Below are 19,036 nucleotides of genomic sequence, written 5' to 3' on the forward strand. Positions count from 1 at the left end.
GAAAGGAGTGAAAAGGGGTATGCGGGGGAACAAACACAGGCAATGGCGTTGGGAGATGGCAGTGATTGTGTTCCTGCTGATCGGAGGGCTGTCTCTCCCGGCAACTGGACCAGTGGCGGATGCAGGGGCTGCAACGCAACCAAAGTGGACAGCCTATGATCGGCCGGCCCAATATCAAGTGAAGGTAGAGAAGGATGTTCCCATCCCCATGCGGGACGGCACCGTGTTGCGGGCGGATGTGTACCGGCCCGATTCATCAGGGAAGTTTCCGGTGATTCTGACCCAAACGCCGTACAACAAAAACGGGGCACTTGGACAGGGCAATCCGTATTTCGTCGAGCGGGGATATGTGCATGTGGTGGTGGATGTGCGCGGTACCGGAGGTTCCCAGGGCACTTGGGAATCCTTCGGCGAAGCGGAACAGCGGGACGGAGCGGAGCTGGTCGGCTGGGCGGCCCGGCAGCCGTGGAGTGACGGCAATGTCGGGTTGTGGGGCGCTTCCTACATGGCGATCAATCAGATTTTTACCGCAGCCCAACATCCTCCGGGCTTGAAGGCGATTTTTCCGATTGTACCCATGGGGGACAGCTACCGGGATATCATGATGTCCGGCGGACAAGCCAATACTGGATTTATCCCCTTGTGGCTGGGTCTGGTTACATCCGGCGGTGTGCTTCCTCCGACGTATACCTTGAAAGATCCGGCAGCAGCGGGGGCGGCCATCGTCGGCCATGCGGGAGCGGTGAGCAATTTTCAAACAAGCACCTTGATCTCAATCTTGGGCGGGGGAGAGTTGGGCTATGATGGTCCCTTTTACCGGATACGTTCTCCCTTGGAAGTGGCGGATCAAGTGAACGTGCCGGCTTTTGTCGTGGGGGGACTCCACGATATCTTTCAACGGGGGGAACCGCTCCTCTATGAAAAAATGAAAGACCAAACCACGGCGAAGCTCCTGATCGGCAACTGGAATCACGGCAATTTCGGGCAGGGGCTGCCCCGAGACGGGGTGCCGACGCTGGATCAGATCGCGCTGCGTTGGTTTGATCATTATCTGAAAGGAAAGGATACCCATCCAGAAAAGATGCCGGATGTGACCCAATATGTGCTGGGAAAAGAGCGCTTTAAAACCCAGGCGGATTGGCCCCATCCAGGGCTGACACCGCAAAAAGTGTACCTGGAGCAAGAAAGGGAGCTCTCCTGGAAAACGCCGAAAAAAGAAGGCAGCGATACCACGCCCCAGCATCCGGTCAACGGGATCTGTTCGGGCAGCACCAACCAGTGGACAGCCGGAGCCGTACAAGTCACTCCCTGTTCCAAGGACAATAGGGTGACGGAGTTGACGGAGCTGACCTATACGACTCCCGTGTTGGATCGGGATCTGAAACTATCGGGTCCCATCGCCGCCCGCCTGTATGCTTCCACCACGGCAAAGGAAGCGGTGGTTTCCGTACGGATTACGGATGTGGCCCCGGACGGTACTTCCACCGAGTTGACAGCCGGATGGCTGGCTGCTTCCCTGCGTCAAACGGATCCGTCCCGCAGCCGGTTTATTAAAGGGGAAAATATAGCGCCGTGGCATCCCTTCACCAGGGCATCCGTACAACCGGTAACGCCGGGCAAAGTGATGAAGCTGAACGTGGAGATTTTCCCGACCCATGCCGTCATTCCCAAAGGACACCGGCTGCGGGTGGCTATCGGTCCCAGTGATTTCCCTCATGCGGTTTCTCCATTGCCGCAGTCTTTGAAACAAGCGGGGGGCTTTTTGAAGATCCATCACGGGCCGGATCATCCTTCTAATGTGGTGCTGCCGGTGGTAGAGAAAGAGTGAGGGAAATAATGAGATGAAGGTCATTACACTCAGGTTGAACTGGATTACAGGACAATTTGAGAGGTAAATGCAGAACAACCCATACAAAACGCAACATCGCCCTTCGGTTATCGAGGGCGATGTTGCGTTCATACTCCTTGTCCGACGCTCGCTTTCATCCCAACCCTAAAGGGCTGGGTTTTCCCGCTCGCTATTTATAAACGCACATATCTAACGAAAACATCCTATAGAAAATATATTTGTGAAAGAGGCGCAGCCAAGCCATCGGTAGTAGGATGAGGTGCTAATTTTTTTTGACACTCACCGGTTTTTTCTTCAAAGTGGACAGAAATTTATAGGAGGTTACGAAAAAAGATATAGAAGGATGGATTCGAGGTCACCCGTTAGGAGGGTTTCCGATGGCCAAAACACAGTTGAAAATTATCTCGTTCATCGTAGCTTTGGTTCTCTTTTTTATCCAAAACCATCAGATTGAACACGGAGGTCGTCATTTCCAAGGAAATATCTATGATTCACCCACACACTCTCTGCAGGAGAAAGCAGAAAATATTGTACGGTCGATCATCCACCCTATCAGTTGACAGGGTGGATGTTCATTTGAATACGGCCGATGAGTTTTGTGCTCTTTTTGGAAAACAGGCAACAAAAAAGTGGAAGGTGTCTGCCATCCTCCGATCACCTTCCACCCACCAACCCTCTACATCAACGTACCCCTTGCTTCACAAAGTGGCTCATTCGCTCTGCAGCCTTCTGCAAATCTCCTTCTGCCTGGGTCAATGTCATCCGCACATACCCTTCGCCTTGAAGACCGAAGGCGCTTCCTGGTGTGACCACGACACCCGTTTTCTCCAACAGGCGGAAAGCGAAGTCGATGGATGCCCAGCCTTTCGGTATATTTGCCCATACGTACATCGTAGCCGGCGGTTTTTGGAGGTTCCAACCCCCTTGGGATAAAGCTTCCACCAGCGTATCCCGGCGTGATTCATATCGTTTCACTTGCTGCTGGATAAAGGACTCTCCCTGTTCCAGACAAGCGATCGCTGCTTGTTGAATCGGATAAAACACCCCGTAATGGGTGTGGGACATCATATCCGACAGGATGTTCAGTACTTGGGCGTTGCCTGTCACATATCCGATACGGCATCCCGCCAGATTAAAGGTTTTGGAGAAGGAGTTAAATTCAATCGCCACATCCTTGGCACCGGGGACGGATAAGATACTCGTTGCCGTTTTTCCGTCGAAGACCAGCTCTGAGTAGGTAAAATCCTGCACCACCAGGATTTCATATTTACGTGCAAAACGGATGACTTCTTCGTAAAAAGAGCGGTCTGCGGTGGCTGCGACAGGGTTGGAAGGATAGTTCAGGATCAGCATCCGGGCTTGACGAGCGATATCTTCCGGAACCGCTGTCAAGTCCGGCAAAAAGCCGTTCTCTTCCGTCAGCGGCATTCCCAACGGATGCCCTCCTGCCATCCGTACTCCCGCTTCATAGATTGGGTAGCCGGGGTCGGGGACCAGCACCACATCTTTGGGGTTGAGGATCGCGGTACCCAAGTGGGCGAGGCCGTCCTGAGAGCCGATCAGTTGCAATATCTCTGTCTCAGGATCCAACGGAACACCGTACCGTTTTTTGTAAAAGCGGGCCACGGCGTCGTTAAAACCGGGAATGGCTCCCAAGGTGTACCCGTAATGACGGCCGTCACAGGCCAAGGAGGAAAGGATCTCCCGCGCAAAATCCGGCGGCGGCAGATCGGGGCTGCCTACACTCAAATCGATGACAGGGGTGCCTGACTGTTCCACACGCCGTTTGGCTTCAGCCAGTTCATGAAAAATCCCTTTTTTCAGTTGTTGCAAATGCTTCGAAGGGGCGAAGTTCATTTGAATTCCTCCTGTCCGTTTCATTTTTGGCCTTTTTTGAATGATAGCATAACGAGGCGGAAAGTTGGCTTTCGGTGCAGATCTTCTTCGTGTTTTCTATGAGACCTGCGATTCTCAAAAAATCGCTGAACGGATGGAAGAGGAGATAGTACAGGATAAACGTCGTTGACATTTCGGCGGCCGAAATAATATACTGATCGTGGATAAATAATATCCACAATAGTACGGATGTAGGTGGGATACATCATGCGGATGAAGTCAGGGATGGAACAGGCGGTCTGCACCTTGATTTTGTTAGCGCGTCTACCGGAACGGACGACGCTGAAAGCGGAGGCGATCAGTGAGCGGCTCGAAGTCTCTCCTTCCTATTTGAAAAAACTGATGCGGATGCTGGTTCAAGCAGGGTTGGTAGATTCCACCCCCGGAACCAGAGGGGGATTCTCTTTGGCCAAGAAGCCGGAGGAGGTCACCCTGTACGACATTTTTCTGGCTGTGGAAGGAAGAGGCGGGATGTACCGAGACCGGGGCGTATTTACATCTGTGTTTGCCTGTGAGGGCCAGCGTTCCACAGGTACATGCGTGTTGGGACATGTCATGCGACGAGCAGAAAAAGCCTGGGTTGAGGTATTGGAGCAAGAGACACTGGCTTCGCTTCTTCAGCAGATCCGAAAGACGTATTCGTCCGAACGCCTGGCGGAGATGGACGCATGGCTCACATCTCAACTCCGTGAGGAGGTAAATGAATGATCAGTACAAAAAGCAAACTGTTTGAACCGGTGAAAATTGGAGCATGGGATCTTCGCACCCGCACCGCGATGGCTCCGATGACCCGTTGTTTCGCAGACGATGATACAGGTGTGGTTGGAGAAGACGTTGTGGAATATTATCGGAAACGGGCTGCCGACGGGATTGGGCTCATCATTACGGAAGGAACCGTGATCAGTCCCCGGGCCAAAGGGAATCCGGGTGTCCCCGGTCTATACACCCAGGAACAAGTGGAATCTTGGAAAAAAGTGACCGAAGCGGTACACCGGGAAGGCGGCACCATCATCGCGCAGATCTGGCACGTGGGTCGGGTGTCCCATCACGAATTGATTCAGGGTCACAAGCCGCAGGCCCCTTCCGCCATTCGGGCAGAAGGCAAGGTGTCTCGTTTTGGCAAGCCTTTTGATGAACCGGAAGCCATGACACAGGCCGACATCCAAGAAGTGATCGGCCAGTATGCTCAAGCCGCCAAAAACGCCATTGAAGCGGGTTTTGACGGTGTGGAAATCCACGGAGCCCACGGATATCTGATCGATCAGTTCAACTCCGACGTATCCAACAAACGGACAGACCGCTACGGCGGCGACCTGAAACAGCGGCTGACGTTTATGAAAGAAGTGACCCGTGCGGTGATCGATGCCATCGGGGCGGATCGGACATTGATCCGGTTTTCGGCCCTCAAAATCGACAATCCGGAATATATGTGGGAGGATCCGGAAGCGGCTATCCGTACCTTTGTGGAAGCCTTCCAAGAGGTAGGGGCTACAATGATTCATCCCTCGACGATGAATTTCACACAAGTACTGGCAGATGGGAAAACGATGCACCAACTGGTACGCAAATATTGGGACGGTGTCATCGTCGGCGTCGGCGATCTCGATCCGGAAACGGCGGAACAAGCTCTCGTTGAAGGCACCATTGACGTGGCCGCCTTCGGGCGCCCGTTGATCGCCAACCCTGATTATTTGCACCGGGTGAAAAACGGAGAAGACCTAGTGGAGTATGATGCCAAGAAACATTTGAGAACATTGGTTTGAGGACAAGCGGATTTGTAGGAGAGGTAGGAACGGCTTCGCTAGCGACTGGAACGGTGTTTTATTTCCAAGCTCCCGAGTATTCGGGAGCTTTTTTGAAGGCCGCTGACAAAGTCACCATTTTTACTGCCTTCGTTCCATTATGCACATTTGCATAACTCCGTTAAAATAATAGGAGACCCCCGTTGAGAAAGGGAGACCAATCATGAATGCGTCAAAATTCCCTGAAATGTGGGATTTATTATCGGAAGAAAGTGAACAAGGCGATTGGGAGTTGGAAGAAGTTATCGGCTCTTTATATGATGACGTGCTGATCTCAAATGCTCGCGGCACCATTTTAAAGGTAAGCGGTCACTTTAAACGTCTTTACGGAAAACCATCGGATCAATTAATCGGTAAGACGGTGCATGAACTGGAACAGGAGGGGGTATTCACCCCTTCCATTACCAAGTTGGTGCTGAAGGAGAAAACCAAACAAATCGGTATCCAAAAGACGGAAGGCGGACGAAGGGTGCTGGTGACAGGGGTTCCTGTGTTTGACCGGAAAGGGCGGTTTGTTCGTGTGATCTGTTTTTCCCGGGACATCACCGAACCGATGCGGTTGAAGGAGCACTTTACGCTAATGGAGCAAGAAATGGAACGCCTGCGTTCCGAATTGGACAATTTGCGCCAGGAAGCGATGGACTCCTCCGATTTGGTGGCGGTTCATCCTTCGATGAAGCACACGCTGCAAACTGCCCGGCGAGTGGCTCAAGTGGATGTGCACGTGTTGCTGCAAGGGGAATCGGGTGTAGGGAAAACAGCGATGGCTCGCTATATCCATCAGCACAGCCCGCGCTCAAAGGGGCCGTTTATTGAAGTAAACTGTGGAGCAATCCCGGAGGCGTTATTTGAATCGGAACTGTTCGGCTATGAAGGGGGCGCATTCACCGGTGCCAAGCGGGAAGGGAAGATAGGCTTTGCTGAACTGGCCGATCAGGGAACCTTGTTCCTGGATGAAGTGGGGGAGCTGCCCAAACCTCTTCAGGTCAAGGTGCTGAAGCTGATCCAAGAGAAGCAATTTTACCGCATTGGGGGGAGGCGTCCCGTAAAATCGGACTTCCGGTTGATCACCGCCACCAACCGGGATTTAGAGGAGCTGGTAAAAGCAGGAGAGTTTCGGGAGGACTTGTATTTCCGCCTCCATGTGGTGCCTATCACGGTACCACCTTTACGGCAACGGCCGGAAGACCTTTTGGAACTGATTGACGTGTTGTTGGACAAATACTGCCGAAAGCACGGATTGCGAAAAACGCTGGATGCACGGGTGAAAAAGCAGCTGATGGAATATCCTTGGCCCGGAAACGTCAGGGAGCTGGAAAATCTGTTGGAACGACTGGTGGTCGTGTCGCCTTCAGATACCATTTATCTGGAAGATTTGCCTGGACAGTTCCAGCAGGCGGCTCCTTTGACTTCTTTGGAAAACGTAAAAGGAAAAACGCTGCCCGAGATCGTGGCGCAGGTGGAAAGAGATTTGCTGCTCCAAGCGCGTCAAGAAGGGAAAAGCACGACGGAAATCGCTAAAATGTTCGGGATTAGTCAATCGACGGTGGTACGGAAGCTACAGAGATATAAGCGAAAGGGTATGCAATAATGCATAACCAACGCAATAATGATTAGGAAAATGAATGTTTATGGTTAGATCAGCCGGGGGTTTTGGTGCCGCATTTCATTCAATGAAAAGTTAAAGCCCTTGGTATGTAAGGGGTAGATGTTTGTGGAAATCATTTCATCGTGCTTTTGGCATATCTTTTGCATAAGTAAAGTTCCAAAGTTTATATAGGGGGTATGCCGAAACCTCGGCTGGATGATCGGCCGAGTGGCAGGAATTTTGACCAGCATCGGCGGGAGCCGCGTGTTGTTTGCAATGGCGGAATCAGGCATGTTGTCGTTATCGGCTTGGCTTGGAAAGTTGCATCCCAAGAGTACAATACGCCTTCCTTGACATCCTCGCATCGGTGTGATTGGCTTTTTGCGCCGTTTTTCATACATGGCGGTAAACCTATTCTGTTAGGAAAGGACATCAGAGCTTATGAAACAATATGGCTTATATATCGATGGAAAATGGAAAAATGCCCATAATGGAGCATCCTTTGATGTATTAAACCCCGCCAATGGGGAGAAGGTCGGGCAAGTGGCTGATGCCGGAGCGGAAGATACCCGGCGGGCAGTGGACGCCGCTCATCGGGCTTTTCCCGCTTGGTCCCAAAAAGTAGCCGGAGAACGGGCCGCGATTTTGGAACGGGTGTACGACGGCATGATGGAGCAAAAAGAAGAGATGGCCCGCTTGATGACCATGGAACAGGGGAAGCCGCTGGCGGAAGCACGGGGAGAAGTGCAGTACGCTGCTGACTTCTTCAAATGGTATGCCGAAGAAGCGAAGCGCATTTACGGGGATACGATACCGGCATCCTCTCCGGATAAACGGATCTGGGTACTGCGCCAGCCGGTGGGCGTGACAGCGGCGATCACTCCCTGGAATTTCCCTGCTGCCATGATTACTCGGAAAGTGGCACCCGCACTGGCTGCCGGCTGCACCATGGTAATCAAGCCCGCAGAACAGACACCGCTGACCGCTGCCTTGCTGATGGAAATCATGGATCAAGCAGGTGTTCCCGCCGGGGTGGTCAACTTGGTGACAGGGACACGGGCGGCGGATATCGGGGATGCCTTGCTGGAAGATCGGAGGGTGAGGAAAATCACATTCACCGGCTCCACGGAAGTAGGGAAGCTCCTGATGCGCAAAGCGGCGGACACAGTGAAGCGGGTCAGCCTCGAATTGGGCGGCCATGCTCCGTTCCTGGTATTTGAGGATGCTGATCTGGTGAAGGCGGCCAAGGAAGTGCTGGCCAGCAAATTCCGCAACGCCGGTCAAACGTGTGTCTGCACCAACCGGGTGTATGTCCATAACAGCGTCAAGGGAGAATTTGCAGCGATTCTGGCCCGGGAAGCGGAGAAGCTCCAAGTGGGCGAAGGATTGAAAGAGGATGTGCAGATCGGCCCCCTCATCGAACCGGAAGCCTTGGCAAAAGTGGAGCGGCATGTGGCCGACGCCAAAGAGAAGGGGGCTAAGGTTCTTACCGGCGGTCGCCGTGTCACTGAAGGGGGGTTGGATCAGGGTTGCTTCTATGCACCGACGGTCCTGTTGGATACGACTAGTGATATGCTGGTGGAACGAGAAGAAACTTTCGGGCCGGTGCTTCCCCTGCATGGATTTGAAGAAGAAGCCGAAGCGGTTGCTCTGGCTAATGATACCCCATATGGACTAGCAGCCTATCTGTATACCCGTGATCTTTCCCGGGCCATCCGGGTGTCGGAAGCCCTGGAATATGGCATCGTTGGTGTGAACGACGGGATGCCTTCCACTGCCCAAGCGCCCTTTGGCGGGGTAAAAGAGAGCGGTCTGGGTCGGGAAGGCGGCAAATACGGTATCGAAGAGTTCCTGGAAACCAAGTATGTCTCTGTGGGTTTGAAATAATTAAACGAGGAGGAACCGACCCATGCAAAAAACTAACCGCAAATATATTCAGCTGAACACTTCCATCCCTGGACCCAAAGCACAAGAACTCTTGCAACGGCGGCAGGCCAATGTACCGCAAGGTCCTGCCTGCAACCTCCCTACTTTTGCAGAGAAAGGGGAGGGAGCTCTGCTCACGGATGTGGACGGCAACACCTTTATCGATTTTGCCGGTGCCATCGGTACACTGAACGTTGGACACCGTCCGGCCAACTTGGTAGAGGAATTGAAACAACAGTTGGACCGGTATATCCATCCCGGCTTTAACTGTATGATGTACGAACCGTATATCCAACTGGCGGAAAAGCTGAATGCGATCACTCCCGGAGATCATGAAAAGAAAACCTTCTTCCTTAACAGTGGGGCGGAAGCGGTGGAAAACGCCGTCAAATTGGCTCGGAAATATACCGGCCGCCCGGCGATTGTCTCCTTCGACCGGGGTTTTCACGGGCGGACGCTGTTGACCATGTCCCTCACCAGCAAGGTGAAACCCTACAAGTTTGGCTTCGGCCCCTTTGCGCCGGAAACCTATAAACTGCCCTACCCCTATTACTATCGCCGTCCGGAAGGGATGACGCCGGAAGAGGTGGACCAGGAGCTGCTGCGCCAGGCCCAAGACTTTCTCCTGGGAGAAGTGGCACCGGAAACCATCGCTGCGGTCATCATGGAGCCGGTACAAGGGGAAGGTGGTTTCCTCGCACCCTCGAAAACCTTTGTCCAAGGGATCAAAGCGCTGTGTGAAGAGCACGGCATCCTCTTTATCGCCGACGAAGTGCAAACCGGGTTTGGCCGTACGGGCAAACTCTTTGCGATGGAACACTTCGATGTGGTGCCGGATCTTATGACCATGTCCAAGTCTCTCGGAGCGGGCATCCCGATCAGTGCCGTCACGGGTCGGGCGGAGATTATGGATTCTGCAGCACCCGGGGAGATCGGCGGCACCTACGGGGGAAGCCCGCTGGGTTGTGTCGCCGCTTTGGAAGTGATCCGCATGATGGAAGAAGAGAAGCTGCCGGAACGAGCGCAAGCCATCGGTGAACAAGTGTTGGCCCGTTTTTCCCGTCTCCAGGAAAAGTATCCCCAGATCGGCGGCGTGCGCGGCGTCGGTGCGATGTGTGCCTTTGAAACGGTGAAAGATGCCGACACCAAGGAACCGGATAAAGAGCTGGCCGGACGTATGATACGGGAGTGCGGTCAGCGGGGAGTGATCCTGATGGGCGCTGGCATCTATGGCAACGTCATCCGTACGCTGGCTCCGCTGGTAATCACCGATGAGCAAGTGCAGGAAGCGCTGGATGTGATCGAAGAAGTGGTGGACGAACTGTTGGGATAAGCACTCGTTTTAAGTAAAAGTAACGCCTAGGGCGTGTCTGGTAATTCAAGCTTCTTCGATAGATGGGGAGGTCGGTGTGATCGGCGAAGATCCTTTGCACTCACAGAGTACAAGTCTCGCCAAGGTCGCTCAGCTCCCTGGTCTCGCTATGCGCTTTTTGCAAGAGATCGGAGACGGCCACACCGGACCCCTATAACAAATGATCAGACAGACCCTAGTCAGCTAGGGGTTGACAGAGGGGGAGGCCTGTTTTGGATCTAATATTTTGGAAAAAGAGGGGAGGTGTTTTCCCTAAAGCTGTTAGAATAGGGTTAACGGATTTCATCGGTTGATGGAAGGAGAGGGAGTATGAACGTCGTTATCGCACCGGACTCTTTTAAAGGCTCCATGATGAGCTTGGAAGCTTCGGAAGCGATGAAAAGAGGGATTCGCAATGTATTTCCACAAGCAAAGATAGAAACCCTCCCCATGGCGGACGGCGGCGAAGGAACGGTGGATGCGATCCTGGCAATGATCGGCGGGGAAAAAATCCGGGTGACCGTGAAAGATCCCCTGAACCGGGATATCGTAGCCTGTTTTGGTTTTTGTCCGGAACGGAAACTGGCGGTGATCGAAACGGCGGCAGCGTCGGGTCTACCGCTGTTGCAGCCGGAGGAGCGAAACCCCTGTCGAACCTCTACATATGGCACTGGAGAGTTGTTGAAGGCTGCTCTGGACAGGGGGGCTGAACAGGTTATTCTGGGTCTCGGCGGCAGTGCCACTGTGGATGCGGGAACCGGTTTTTTTGCGGCATTAGGTACTTCCTTTCGGGATCACGAGGGGAATGAATGGATTCCCTCGGGTGGCGATTTGGGAAAGGTCGTTGAGATCGATCTTGCTGGCTTGGATGAGCGGTTGAAGAACGTATCCATCACTGTCGCCTCCGATGTGACCAATCCGTTGCTCGGACCCGAAGGAGCTGTCCGCGTATTCGGACCGCAGAAAGGGATTCAAGAAAAGGATCTGGACGCCTTTGAAGAGGAAATGGCCCGCTATGCGGAACAGGTGGTTCGAATAACGGGAAAAGATTACCGGAATACGCCTGGAAGCGGAGCTGCCGGGGGGTTCGGCTTTTCGCTACTCTCCCTGTTGGATGTGACCATGAAGAGTGGATTTGCACTGATCGCCGAACTGGGCGATATGGAAAGCCGTATTCGATCAGCGGATCTCGTACTCACCGGGGAAGGCCGGATGGACCGCCAATCCCTCTACGGTAAAGTTCCCGTCGGTATTGCCCGCATCGCCAAACGGGCAGGTGTCCCTGTGATTGCATTTTGCGGCAGCGTCGAAGCAGAACTGGTGGAAGCGGAAGAAGTGGGAATTGCCCTGATTCAGCCCATTGTGGACGAACCCATGTCACTGGAAGAAGCGATGGAACGTGGTCCGGAGCTGTTGGAAGCGGCAGTGAAGCGAGTGGGAAGGGGGATGAGAATTGTTCCTTAACACCATCAGGACGCCCCATCATTGGACGAGGATTATATTAGGGGGATGCGTTTCACTCTTGCGGCTTCTCGTACCAGGGGCAAGGTACAGCAGCGGAAGGACCCGCCCGATTTGATGATTTCCGATAGATCCACCTCAATGACGGTCAATCCCCGGCGTCGCATCGCTTTGTTGACGCGCGGGTTGACCGGCAGGCTCAAAAGGGTCCGGTTGCCGAGCGAGAGAATATTGGCTCCGAGGGTAAACTGCTCTTCTTCATCCACTTGGATCAGATCGTATCTGGCGGCGAGCCGTTCGAGATCCTCCTTTCGGAAAGCCGGAGGAAAGATGAGGGCTTCCTCAGGGGAGAGGATATTGAGGACGCAGTCCAGATGAAGGTATTTTGCCGGAAAGGGCAGGCTGATGACTTCCATGTCGGGCAGCTCCCGGCGCAATTCCTCCATCGCCTGCCGGGAAGTGCGGCCACTATCCCCGACCCATACCGTCCCCTGGTCGATCATCACGTCCCCGCCTTCGATGCTTCCGGAACGGATCAGGTGGTAGGGGATGTGGGAACGGATCAACCATTCCGTCAGAGCGCGCTCTTCCCCTTGGCGGATTTCTTCGCCCATTTTCGATACGAAGAGGCGAGGGCCAAGGGTGAATCCGATGTCCCGCGTGAAAACCTGGTCGGGATAGGAAGGGTCCGGGTTCAGGAGGATAACATCAACGCCGAACCGGTGAAGGGTTTCGACCAGAGCATGGTGTTGTTCTTCCGCCCGCCGGGTGTCGATCCCTTCTTCGCGGAAGCGGGCCTGCACTTGATTGATTACCTGGTCGATGCGGAGATGGTGGGGTGGACAGAGAACCACCCTTTTTAACGGATCGTATTCGCTCCAACAGACAGCGGGGGTCCAGATGTCTCGGATCATAACGGGGCCTCCGTTTTTTGGGGATGATGGTGCCAATACCTCTTCCCTTTTAAAATAACTGGAATGATACTCATCTATACCCCGTCTGAATGCCTGGTAGCCCCTCCAATACCTCCTCGGTGCTTACTACCGTTGCAAACATACCATGTAGGCTCGCCAAATGAATCGGATGAATTTCTTCTGCTTTGAGATATTTGAGTACAGTTTGAGAAGAGCGGAGATGAGAAGAGTGAAAAGAATCAGCGATACATCGGAAGGTTGGACGTATCAGGCAGGAATCATCATGGCTGTTTTAGGCGCGGTACTAACCTCTCTCAAAGCAGTGTTTATGAAATGTTTACTGAACGACGGGGTGTCACCGATCGACATCGTCTTTTGGAGAATGGTACTGGCGGTGCCATTGCTTTGGATGGTTTATTTGCTGTGCCGTTCCCGGTTGCAATCGGCGGGGAGTTCCGGGGCAAAAGATCTTTTTATCGTTGTGATCGCCGGCTTGGCAGGCTTTTTTGCCTCTCCGTTGTTGGATATATTCGGACTCGAATCGACCTCCGTTTCTCTGGAGCGCATTTTATTGTTTAGCTATCCGGTTTTTGTGTTTTTGGCGGAGATCACCCTCGGTAAACGCAGAGCGACGTGGATGGAAAGTCTCCTGGTTTTGCTGGTGATGACCGGTGTGTTTCTAACCATCGGAGGCTTTCATCCAGCTGTATTTCGTTCAAACGGTTACGGGTCAGCGTTGATCATTGCTGCTTCTCTCCTGTTTGCTTTATACCTGTTACTGTCCCAACAGGTGATCCATCGGGTGGGGAGCATTCGCTTCACGGTTTTCTCCGAAACAGTGGCCACTGTTGCCCTCATCGGTTTCGAAGGCTATCGCGTAGGGACGGGGACTCCCTTTCCGCGATACGATATGAACGTGTATATCTGGATTACGGTGATTGCCATTTTCTCAACGGTGCTGCCCTTTTTCCTGTTGGCGGAAGGCATCAAGCGAATCGGTGCAGGGAGTGTATCGATGATTGGTGCGGTCGGTCCTGTTTCCGTCACGTTACTCGACCCCCTCTTTTTTAAAGAAAGCTTGTCAGGCAGCCAGTGGATGGGGTGCATCCTGATTATAGCTTGCATCTACTTATTGGAACGAAACCGAGCAAGCGCCAGGAAGGGACCGGAAGCGGTGCCCTTCCAAAAGGAAGTGAGCCGCTCCAGTTGAAGGGTGGACATTTTTTAATTCTAATTTTTCAATAAAGAATGATTTTTTGATATAAGTATGTGTTCACATCATCTTGACGATGTGTACTCAATCCTATACCCCTTTTTATGCCCAACAATTCATCCAACGGGCCGACACACGTAACTTCACATTCGCCTGTTTCTTCGTTTGAATCGATGATCACTTTCTCTACAAGAAGGTTAACCATCTTTTTCCGTTCTTCAAAAGGAACTTGGTTAGGATCGCTTAGGTTATCCAGGATGCCCTTCGCCGTGGAGAGAAGGTTTTGAGCTTGTTCCTTCCCTTCCTCCTTCCGCCTCCTTTTGACTTCAAGTGTTTCGTAAACTTCAAGCTCCTGTTTGTACCTTTCGACTTCCTTGTCTATCTCTTGGATGTCATGGATCATTTCTTCCTCACTGATGACATCTCGACGAAACATGATCTTTACCTTCTCTTTTTCTTTCTTCTTCTTATCCATTGCACTTTTAATGGAATCCATATATTTGCCGTAGGGCGTTTCGTCTGCTTGGCTCTGCTCTTCGATTCGCTTCACTAAACTCTGAGGATCGCGAAGGACATGGACAATCAGACCCCATACATAGTTATCCAGATGCTCCGTCTTTATGTTTTTCGATGGGATCGTTCCACATTACTTCCATATTTTCTTGGATATTGGTTCGGGCAACGATAATGCAGGTACTTTTTCCGCTCTCCCGTTATCTTGTCCATTCTTCCCGAGTATGTTGTTGACTGCCATGTGCGACCACATTTCGCACATTTGATCATGGATCTTAGAAGAAAAGGGTATTTTCGATTTCCACCAGCATACGTTTTGTTTTTATTCCTTTGTTTTTCGGCCAACTCAAAGGTTGCCTCATCTATAATCGCCGGCACCTTGACACAAATCCAATCCGCTGGATCACGAAAGGAATACATGTACTTCTTATTCCCTGTCGCTGTTTTCTCGCCTTGCACTCTCTTCCTCTGTCTTCGATTGTAGTAATAACGGCCGATGTAGATCTCAGAACTCAAAATCCTGCTGATGGAAGTTTGGTTCCATGTGTTCGAGCGTTTGGGCCTCGCTCCCAGCTGATATAGCCTGTTTCCAATCTCTCGTATCGTCAATTTGTCATAAATATACCAGTTATAAATGAGATGGACGTACTTGGCTTCCTCTTCGTTTATTAACAGTTGACCGTCCTTGTAGTCATACCCATATGGAGAAACTCTCATCGGCATAATCTTATGATTCGATTCAACAGCCTTGATCCGACCACGGGTTGTCCTCTTTTTAACATACTTGCGTAAGAAGTCTCCCGCTTCTATAAGCGGTGAGATGAATTACGCGTCAGACGAGGGAGGGGTGTTGCCCCTCTCGCAAGTCTGACCATTTTTTGTTCTCAAAATCATTTGTCGCCTATACCTTCACCTTGATATATAATCAGTATTAGGTGATGAAATGGCTGATATAGAGAGAAAATTGGATAGCAATAATCATTCAGTATTTTTGATGTACTATCACTTAGTCCTTGTGATCAAATATCGAAAAAAGGTACTGGATGATCCGATTTCCATTCGTGCGAAGGAAATCTTTGAGTATATTGCACCAAAGTACAATATCACTCTACAAGAATGGAATCACGATCAAGATCATGTCCATATCTTATTCAAAGGACATCCGAATTTGGAATTGTCGAAGTTTATCAATGCCTATAAAAGTGCTTCCTCCCGCTTGTTGAAAAAAGAGTTTCCAGACATCCGAAAAAAGTTATGGAAAGAATATTTCTGGTCGAGAAGCTTCTGCTTATTGACAACAGGAGGAGCTCCCATGGAAATCATCAAAAAATACATTGAATCACAGGGACAGAAAGCGAGGTGAAACCATGCTACGGGCGAAAAAAGTTCATTTCCGTGCATCCCCATCCGATATCCATCGTCTCTTTGCCTGTAATCGTGAATCAGCAGCGGTTTGGAACCAATGTCTGCAACTATCCAGACAATATTATCTCGATCATCAAAAATGGATCTCCAAATCGGAATTACAAAAAGCGACCAAAGGACGATTTCATCTACATAGCCAATCGATTCAAGCGGTTTGTCACAAGTACCTATTCGCCAGGGATTCTGCACACCAAGCGATCCAAAAAGGAATGAAAACCGCTCGTTATCCCTACAAGAACAAGGCCCATTATAATACGAAATGGGCAAAAGATGGTTTCAGGATTGATGTCAATGGGAAGATTGAGCTATCGATGGGGATCCACGGAGGAAAACGGGAAAAACCGATTGTTGTATACACCAAGAATCTACCGCAGGGGAAAATCAAAGAAATCGAACTTTGCTATGATCACGGACTTTACCTCTCTGTCGCCTTTGAAGATGGAAAAGAGAATCAACCCTATGCGAAGAAACAATCTTTAGGAGTCGATCTCGGTGAAATCCACACGATTGCCGCTTTCGCGGAAAGCGGAGAAGCTTTGATCATCACCGGTCGTAAAGTGCGCTCCATTCACCGCCTCCGCAACAAGAAGTTGAGCCAGATTCAGCGTCTTCAGTCCAAGTGTAAAAAGGGTTCGCGTCAGTGGAAAAAGTATCAGAAAGCAAAACGGTATGTGCTTTCCAAATCCGAGAAACAACTTCAAGATGCTCTCCATAAAACGACAAAGCAGTTTGTCGATTGGTGTGTCAAACAGTCCGTGTCGGATGTCCACATGGGAAACCCTGAAGGCGTACAGAGAAAGACGCGAAAGAAAAAGAAAGCCACGCGAAAACAAGCACAGCGTCTGTCCAACTGGTCATTTGGAAAAGTAAAAAAGTACCTGCAATACAAGTTAGCCGTGATGGGAATCCACCTTCATGAAATCGATGAATCGTATACCAGTCAGACATGTCCTGTCTGCAAGAGGAGAAAGAAAGTCTCTTTTAGAAACTACCGCTGCTCCTGTGGATACCAAGAACATCGAGACACGCATGGAGCGAGAAATATTCTAGCCAAATCGCTCTATGGAGAAATTCGGCATCTCGAAGTTTCCACGAAGCAAACGTATCTACGGATCGCCTAAGCGAGAAGTAGTAGATGGTCTGTTCCGACCCGGGTACACATCGTACCTGTTGCTTACTTAGGAATCGAGATAGCTTTCCGATCACTTCGATCGAGTATAGAAGGAAAACCCTTCGATACGTGAGAGTTTCTCAGTTCTGATGGTAAGAAACTCCCACTTCTTAGCGTTAGCGCAAGTGGGAGAGGTTCATTCATAGACAACTCGTACTGAGCTATGGCGGACTGCATATTAAAAAACAATTGCCCTTCTGGTGTATCTTTGTATTCTGTGTCTACAAACCATAGCTCCACATCGTTCTGGTCAATTTCTTTACATACCAGAAGTTTGTCCACTAGGTTACGGCTAAGACGATCAGGATGAGTACAAACAATGTGAGTGATGCTTTTCTTTTGAATATCTTCCCTCAGTCGGTTCATTTCTGGCTGATCGATGTCTTCACCGGACACCCCTGCTTCTTTATACACTTCAATTTCTCCTGCCAGCCCTAATTCATGTATCTTCTTCTGACATAGTCCTATTTGTCCGTCTAAACTCGTACCTTCCATGCCTGAAGCCCCGTTGACACCCGAGCATAGACAGCAATCGTCATAGAGATACCTCCGTGTTCATAACAATTTGTCCGTATTATAAACACGAATGGACGACTGAAAATAAATAAAAGACTGGCTACTTGCCATCCTCATTCATCTGTTTGATCGCCATTTCGATGATGAGATCGAGGACTCTGTCAAAGTGTTCCTTTTCTGTATGGGATAGTTCTTTACCATAAAACGACTTATAGGGACGATAACGAAAAATGGGTCGTTTCACCCCATCACCCCCATTTTGACATGCCTCGGTTCACTTTATTCAAGAAAAAAATTGTCCTATGACGATGGACAACAAAAAAAGGCGTCCCATTCGGAACGCCTAAGGTTTCTACTTTTTATGAAAGTGGCTCCCCGTATGAGGAGCCGTTGATGTTTCAGATCCGGCCGTGTAAGGATGGAATAGTGACACGGATCACCCAGTGAAAAGCTGTATTTTGACCCTAAAATGCAGGGTTAGCGGTTGGTCGATTCATATACCAGCAAGGATGCGTCATCGTCATCCGGTACGGCATAAAGTCTCAATCCTTGACCGGAAGATTGCAAGAACACCGGATTACAGGTAAGGACATGCCCTTGTGGGAAAACTCCGTTACAGGTACTTCGTGAATCATATCCAGCGTTTTAGAGTCAAGTAAAGCCAATCCGCCCAACTCATAGTGTTTGGAGTTTGCGCTGGTGGGCAGTTCAGAAATACCACTGCAGACCATTTTACCTTGACCTACATTTTCACAATCCTGGTAATCGATAAAGTGACTGGGGTTGTTTTTCTTAAGCAGTTGTTGGCCTTGTTCATTCCACTGATAAAACTTGCGCGATCCCCAACTAACACCCGTGATTTTTCCATTTTGATCGACTAGACCGCCGATGTGGTCATCGACATGGAACGCTTTTTCTGCCTTCATCGTCTTGGGATCCACTTTGTAGACAATGGATTGACTGTCGGGGTTCGGCGACAGGCACCCAAATGGACTTACCGTCGAATGCAATCCCACCCGGGTGATATATGTCTCCTTCACCAAGACGAATGTCCTTCACCAATTTACCCTGCTTGTCAAAGACAAACAGGTGACCGATGCCTTTTCCAGGGGTACGGTCATAGCCGTTTTGGGGTTGTTCATATTTTACCGGCTTTTCGAGGATTTCCACTGAGGACATGTAATAAAGATCTCCGATCTTGGTCATACCTTGTGGATAATAGACGTCGAATTGGAGAGGAATCTTGTCTTCTTGTACCCACTTCGTGTCACGGGATAGTTGTTGGAATCGATCGGACAGTCCTTGTGCTTCCGACGTAGCGTTGTCCGATTGTGCCAAAACGATGGTAGTGGATAAGGTAGCAATCACAAGAATTGCAGCGACTATGGATACGATTTTTCGCACAATGACC

Annotated in this window: 16 protein-coding genes and 2 pseudogenes; 11 read left to right on the plus strand and 7 right to left on the minus strand. The window is 50.7% G+C overall.

The window, feature by feature from the left end:
- Window positions 1–19 precede the first annotated feature (19 nt).
- Both IEW70_RS06885 and IEW70_RS06890 read left to right on the plus strand, forming a co-directional pair.
- A complete protein-coding gene (locus IEW70_RS06885) occupies window positions 20–1,828 on the plus strand; it encodes a CocE/NonD family hydrolase (protein ID WP_188647192.1) in 1,809 nt (602 codons plus the stop codon).
- A gap of 398 nt (window positions 1,829–2,226) precedes the next feature.
- Window positions 2,227–2,409: a hypothetical protein gene (locus IEW70_RS06890; protein ID WP_188647193.1), complete on the plus strand. Its 183-nt coding sequence runs from the start codon at window positions 2,227–2,229 to the stop codon at window positions 2,407–2,409.
- A 121-nt stretch (window positions 2,410–2,530) separates the two neighbouring features.
- On the opposite strand, the gene IEW70_RS06895 is transcribed toward IEW70_RS06890, so the two are convergent.
- Window positions 2,531–3,706: an aminotransferase class I/II-fold pyridoxal phosphate-dependent enzyme gene (locus tag IEW70_RS06895; protein ID WP_188647194.1), complete on the minus strand. Its 1,176-nt coding sequence runs from the start codon at window positions 3,704–3,706 to the stop codon at window positions 2,531–2,533.
- Window positions 3,707–3,952: 246 nt separating this feature from the next.
- On the opposite strand from IEW70_RS06895, the gene IEW70_RS06900 reads away from it, so the two are divergent.
- The 6 genes and pseudogenes from IEW70_RS06900 (at window position 3,953) to IEW70_RS06925 (ending at window position 11,876) form a co-directional block, all read left to right on the plus strand.
- Entirely contained in the window at window positions 3,953–4,453 is a 501-nt protein-coding gene (locus IEW70_RS06900; protein WP_188647195.1) for an RrF2 family transcriptional regulator, read from the plus strand.
- An 8-nt stretch (window positions 4,454–4,461) separates the two neighbouring features.
- Window positions 4,462–5,508 (plus strand): annotated as a pseudogene (locus tag IEW70_RS06905) (alkene reductase); the annotation flags it as partial.
- Window positions 5,509–5,710: 202 nt separating this feature from the next.
- Window positions 5,711–7,138, plus strand: coding sequence for a sigma-54 interaction domain-containing protein (locus IEW70_RS06910; RefSeq protein WP_229751864.1), 1,428 nt, complete (start codon window positions 5,711–5,713; stop codon window positions 7,136–7,138).
- Window positions 7,139–7,576: 438 nt separating this feature from the next.
- Window positions 7,577–9,022, plus strand: coding sequence for an NAD-dependent succinate-semialdehyde dehydrogenase (locus tag IEW70_RS06915; protein WP_188647197.1), 1,446 nt, complete (start codon window positions 7,577–7,579; stop codon window positions 9,020–9,022).
- 22 nt (window positions 9,023–9,044) lie between these two features.
- A complete protein-coding gene (gene gabT / locus IEW70_RS06920) occupies window positions 9,045–10,394 on the plus strand; it encodes a 4-aminobutyrate--2-oxoglutarate transaminase (protein WP_188647198.1) in 1,350 nt (449 codons plus the stop codon).
- A gap of 348 nt (window positions 10,395–10,742) precedes the next feature.
- A complete protein-coding gene (locus IEW70_RS06925; protein ID WP_188647199.1) occupies window positions 10,743–11,876 on the plus strand; it encodes a glycerate kinase in 1,134 nt (377 codons plus the stop codon).
- A gap of 32 nt (window positions 11,877–11,908) precedes the next feature.
- On the opposite strand, the gene IEW70_RS06930 is transcribed toward IEW70_RS06925, so the two are convergent.
- Window positions 11,909–12,787: a dimethylarginine dimethylaminohydrolase family protein gene (locus tag IEW70_RS06930; RefSeq protein WP_188647200.1), complete on the minus strand. Its 879-nt coding sequence runs from the start codon at window positions 12,785–12,787 to the stop codon at window positions 11,909–11,911.
- A 229-nt stretch (window positions 12,788–13,016) separates the two neighbouring features.
- Between IEW70_RS06930 and IEW70_RS06935 the strand changes: the two genes are divergently transcribed.
- Complete coding sequence (locus IEW70_RS06935) at window positions 13,017–13,997, plus strand: DMT family transporter (RefSeq protein WP_188647201.1); 981 nt, start codon at window positions 13,017–13,019, stop codon at window positions 13,995–13,997.
- 28 nt (window positions 13,998–14,025) lie between these two features.
- Here IEW70_RS06935 and IEW70_RS06940 read toward each other — a convergent pair whose 3' ends face one another.
- The gene (locus IEW70_RS06940; RefSeq protein ID WP_188647202.1) at window positions 14,026–14,550 is read right to left on the minus strand and encodes a hypothetical protein; all 525 of its coding nucleotides are present in this window, start codon (window positions 14,548–14,550) and stop codon (window positions 14,026–14,028) included.
- A 68-nt stretch (window positions 14,551–14,618) separates the two neighbouring features.
- Entirely contained in the window at window positions 14,619–15,236 is a 618-nt protein-coding gene (locus IEW70_RS18465; protein ID WP_373285928.1) for a recombinase family protein, read from the minus strand.
- A 220-nt stretch (window positions 15,237–15,456) separates the two neighbouring features.
- Here IEW70_RS18465 and tnpA point away from each other — a divergent pair, with 220 nt between their 5' ends.
- Complete coding sequence (tnpA, locus tag IEW70_RS06950; RefSeq protein ID WP_188647204.1) at window positions 15,457–15,876, plus strand: IS200/IS605 family transposase; 420 nt, start codon at window positions 15,457–15,459, stop codon at window positions 15,874–15,876.
- A gap of 4 nt (window positions 15,877–15,880) precedes the next feature.
- Window positions 15,881–17,059 (plus strand): RNA-guided endonuclease InsQ/TnpB family protein, encoded by a 1,179-nt coding sequence (locus tag IEW70_RS06955; RefSeq protein ID WP_188647205.1) that lies wholly within the window; start codon window positions 15,881–15,883, stop codon window positions 17,057–17,059.
- Between the two features lie 53 nt (window positions 17,060–17,112).
- Here IEW70_RS06955 and IEW70_RS06960 read toward each other — a convergent pair whose 3' ends face one another.
- From IEW70_RS06960 to IEW70_RS18470, 3 genes and pseudogenes are all read right to left on the minus strand, one after another.
- The gene (locus IEW70_RS06960; protein WP_229751865.1) at window positions 17,113–17,604 is read right to left on the minus strand and encodes a recombinase family protein; all 492 of its coding nucleotides are present in this window, start codon (window positions 17,602–17,604) and stop codon (window positions 17,113–17,115) included.
- A 121-nt stretch (window positions 17,605–17,725) separates the two neighbouring features.
- On the minus strand, window positions 17,726–17,869 hold the full coding sequence (locus IEW70_RS06965; protein ID WP_188647206.1) for a hypothetical protein: 144 nt from the start codon (window positions 17,867–17,869) through the stop codon (window positions 17,726–17,728).
- 298 nt (window positions 17,870–18,167) lie between these two features.
- Window positions 18,168–19,029 (minus strand): annotated as a pseudogene (locus IEW70_RS18470) (DUF6454 family protein).
- Between the last annotated feature and the right edge of the window lie 7 nt (window positions 19,030–19,036).

The organism is Marinithermofilum abyssi, assembly GCF_014641195.1.
Classification (GTDB): Bacteria; Bacillota; Bacilli; order Thermoactinomycetales; family DSM-45169; genus Marinithermofilum; species Marinithermofilum abyssi.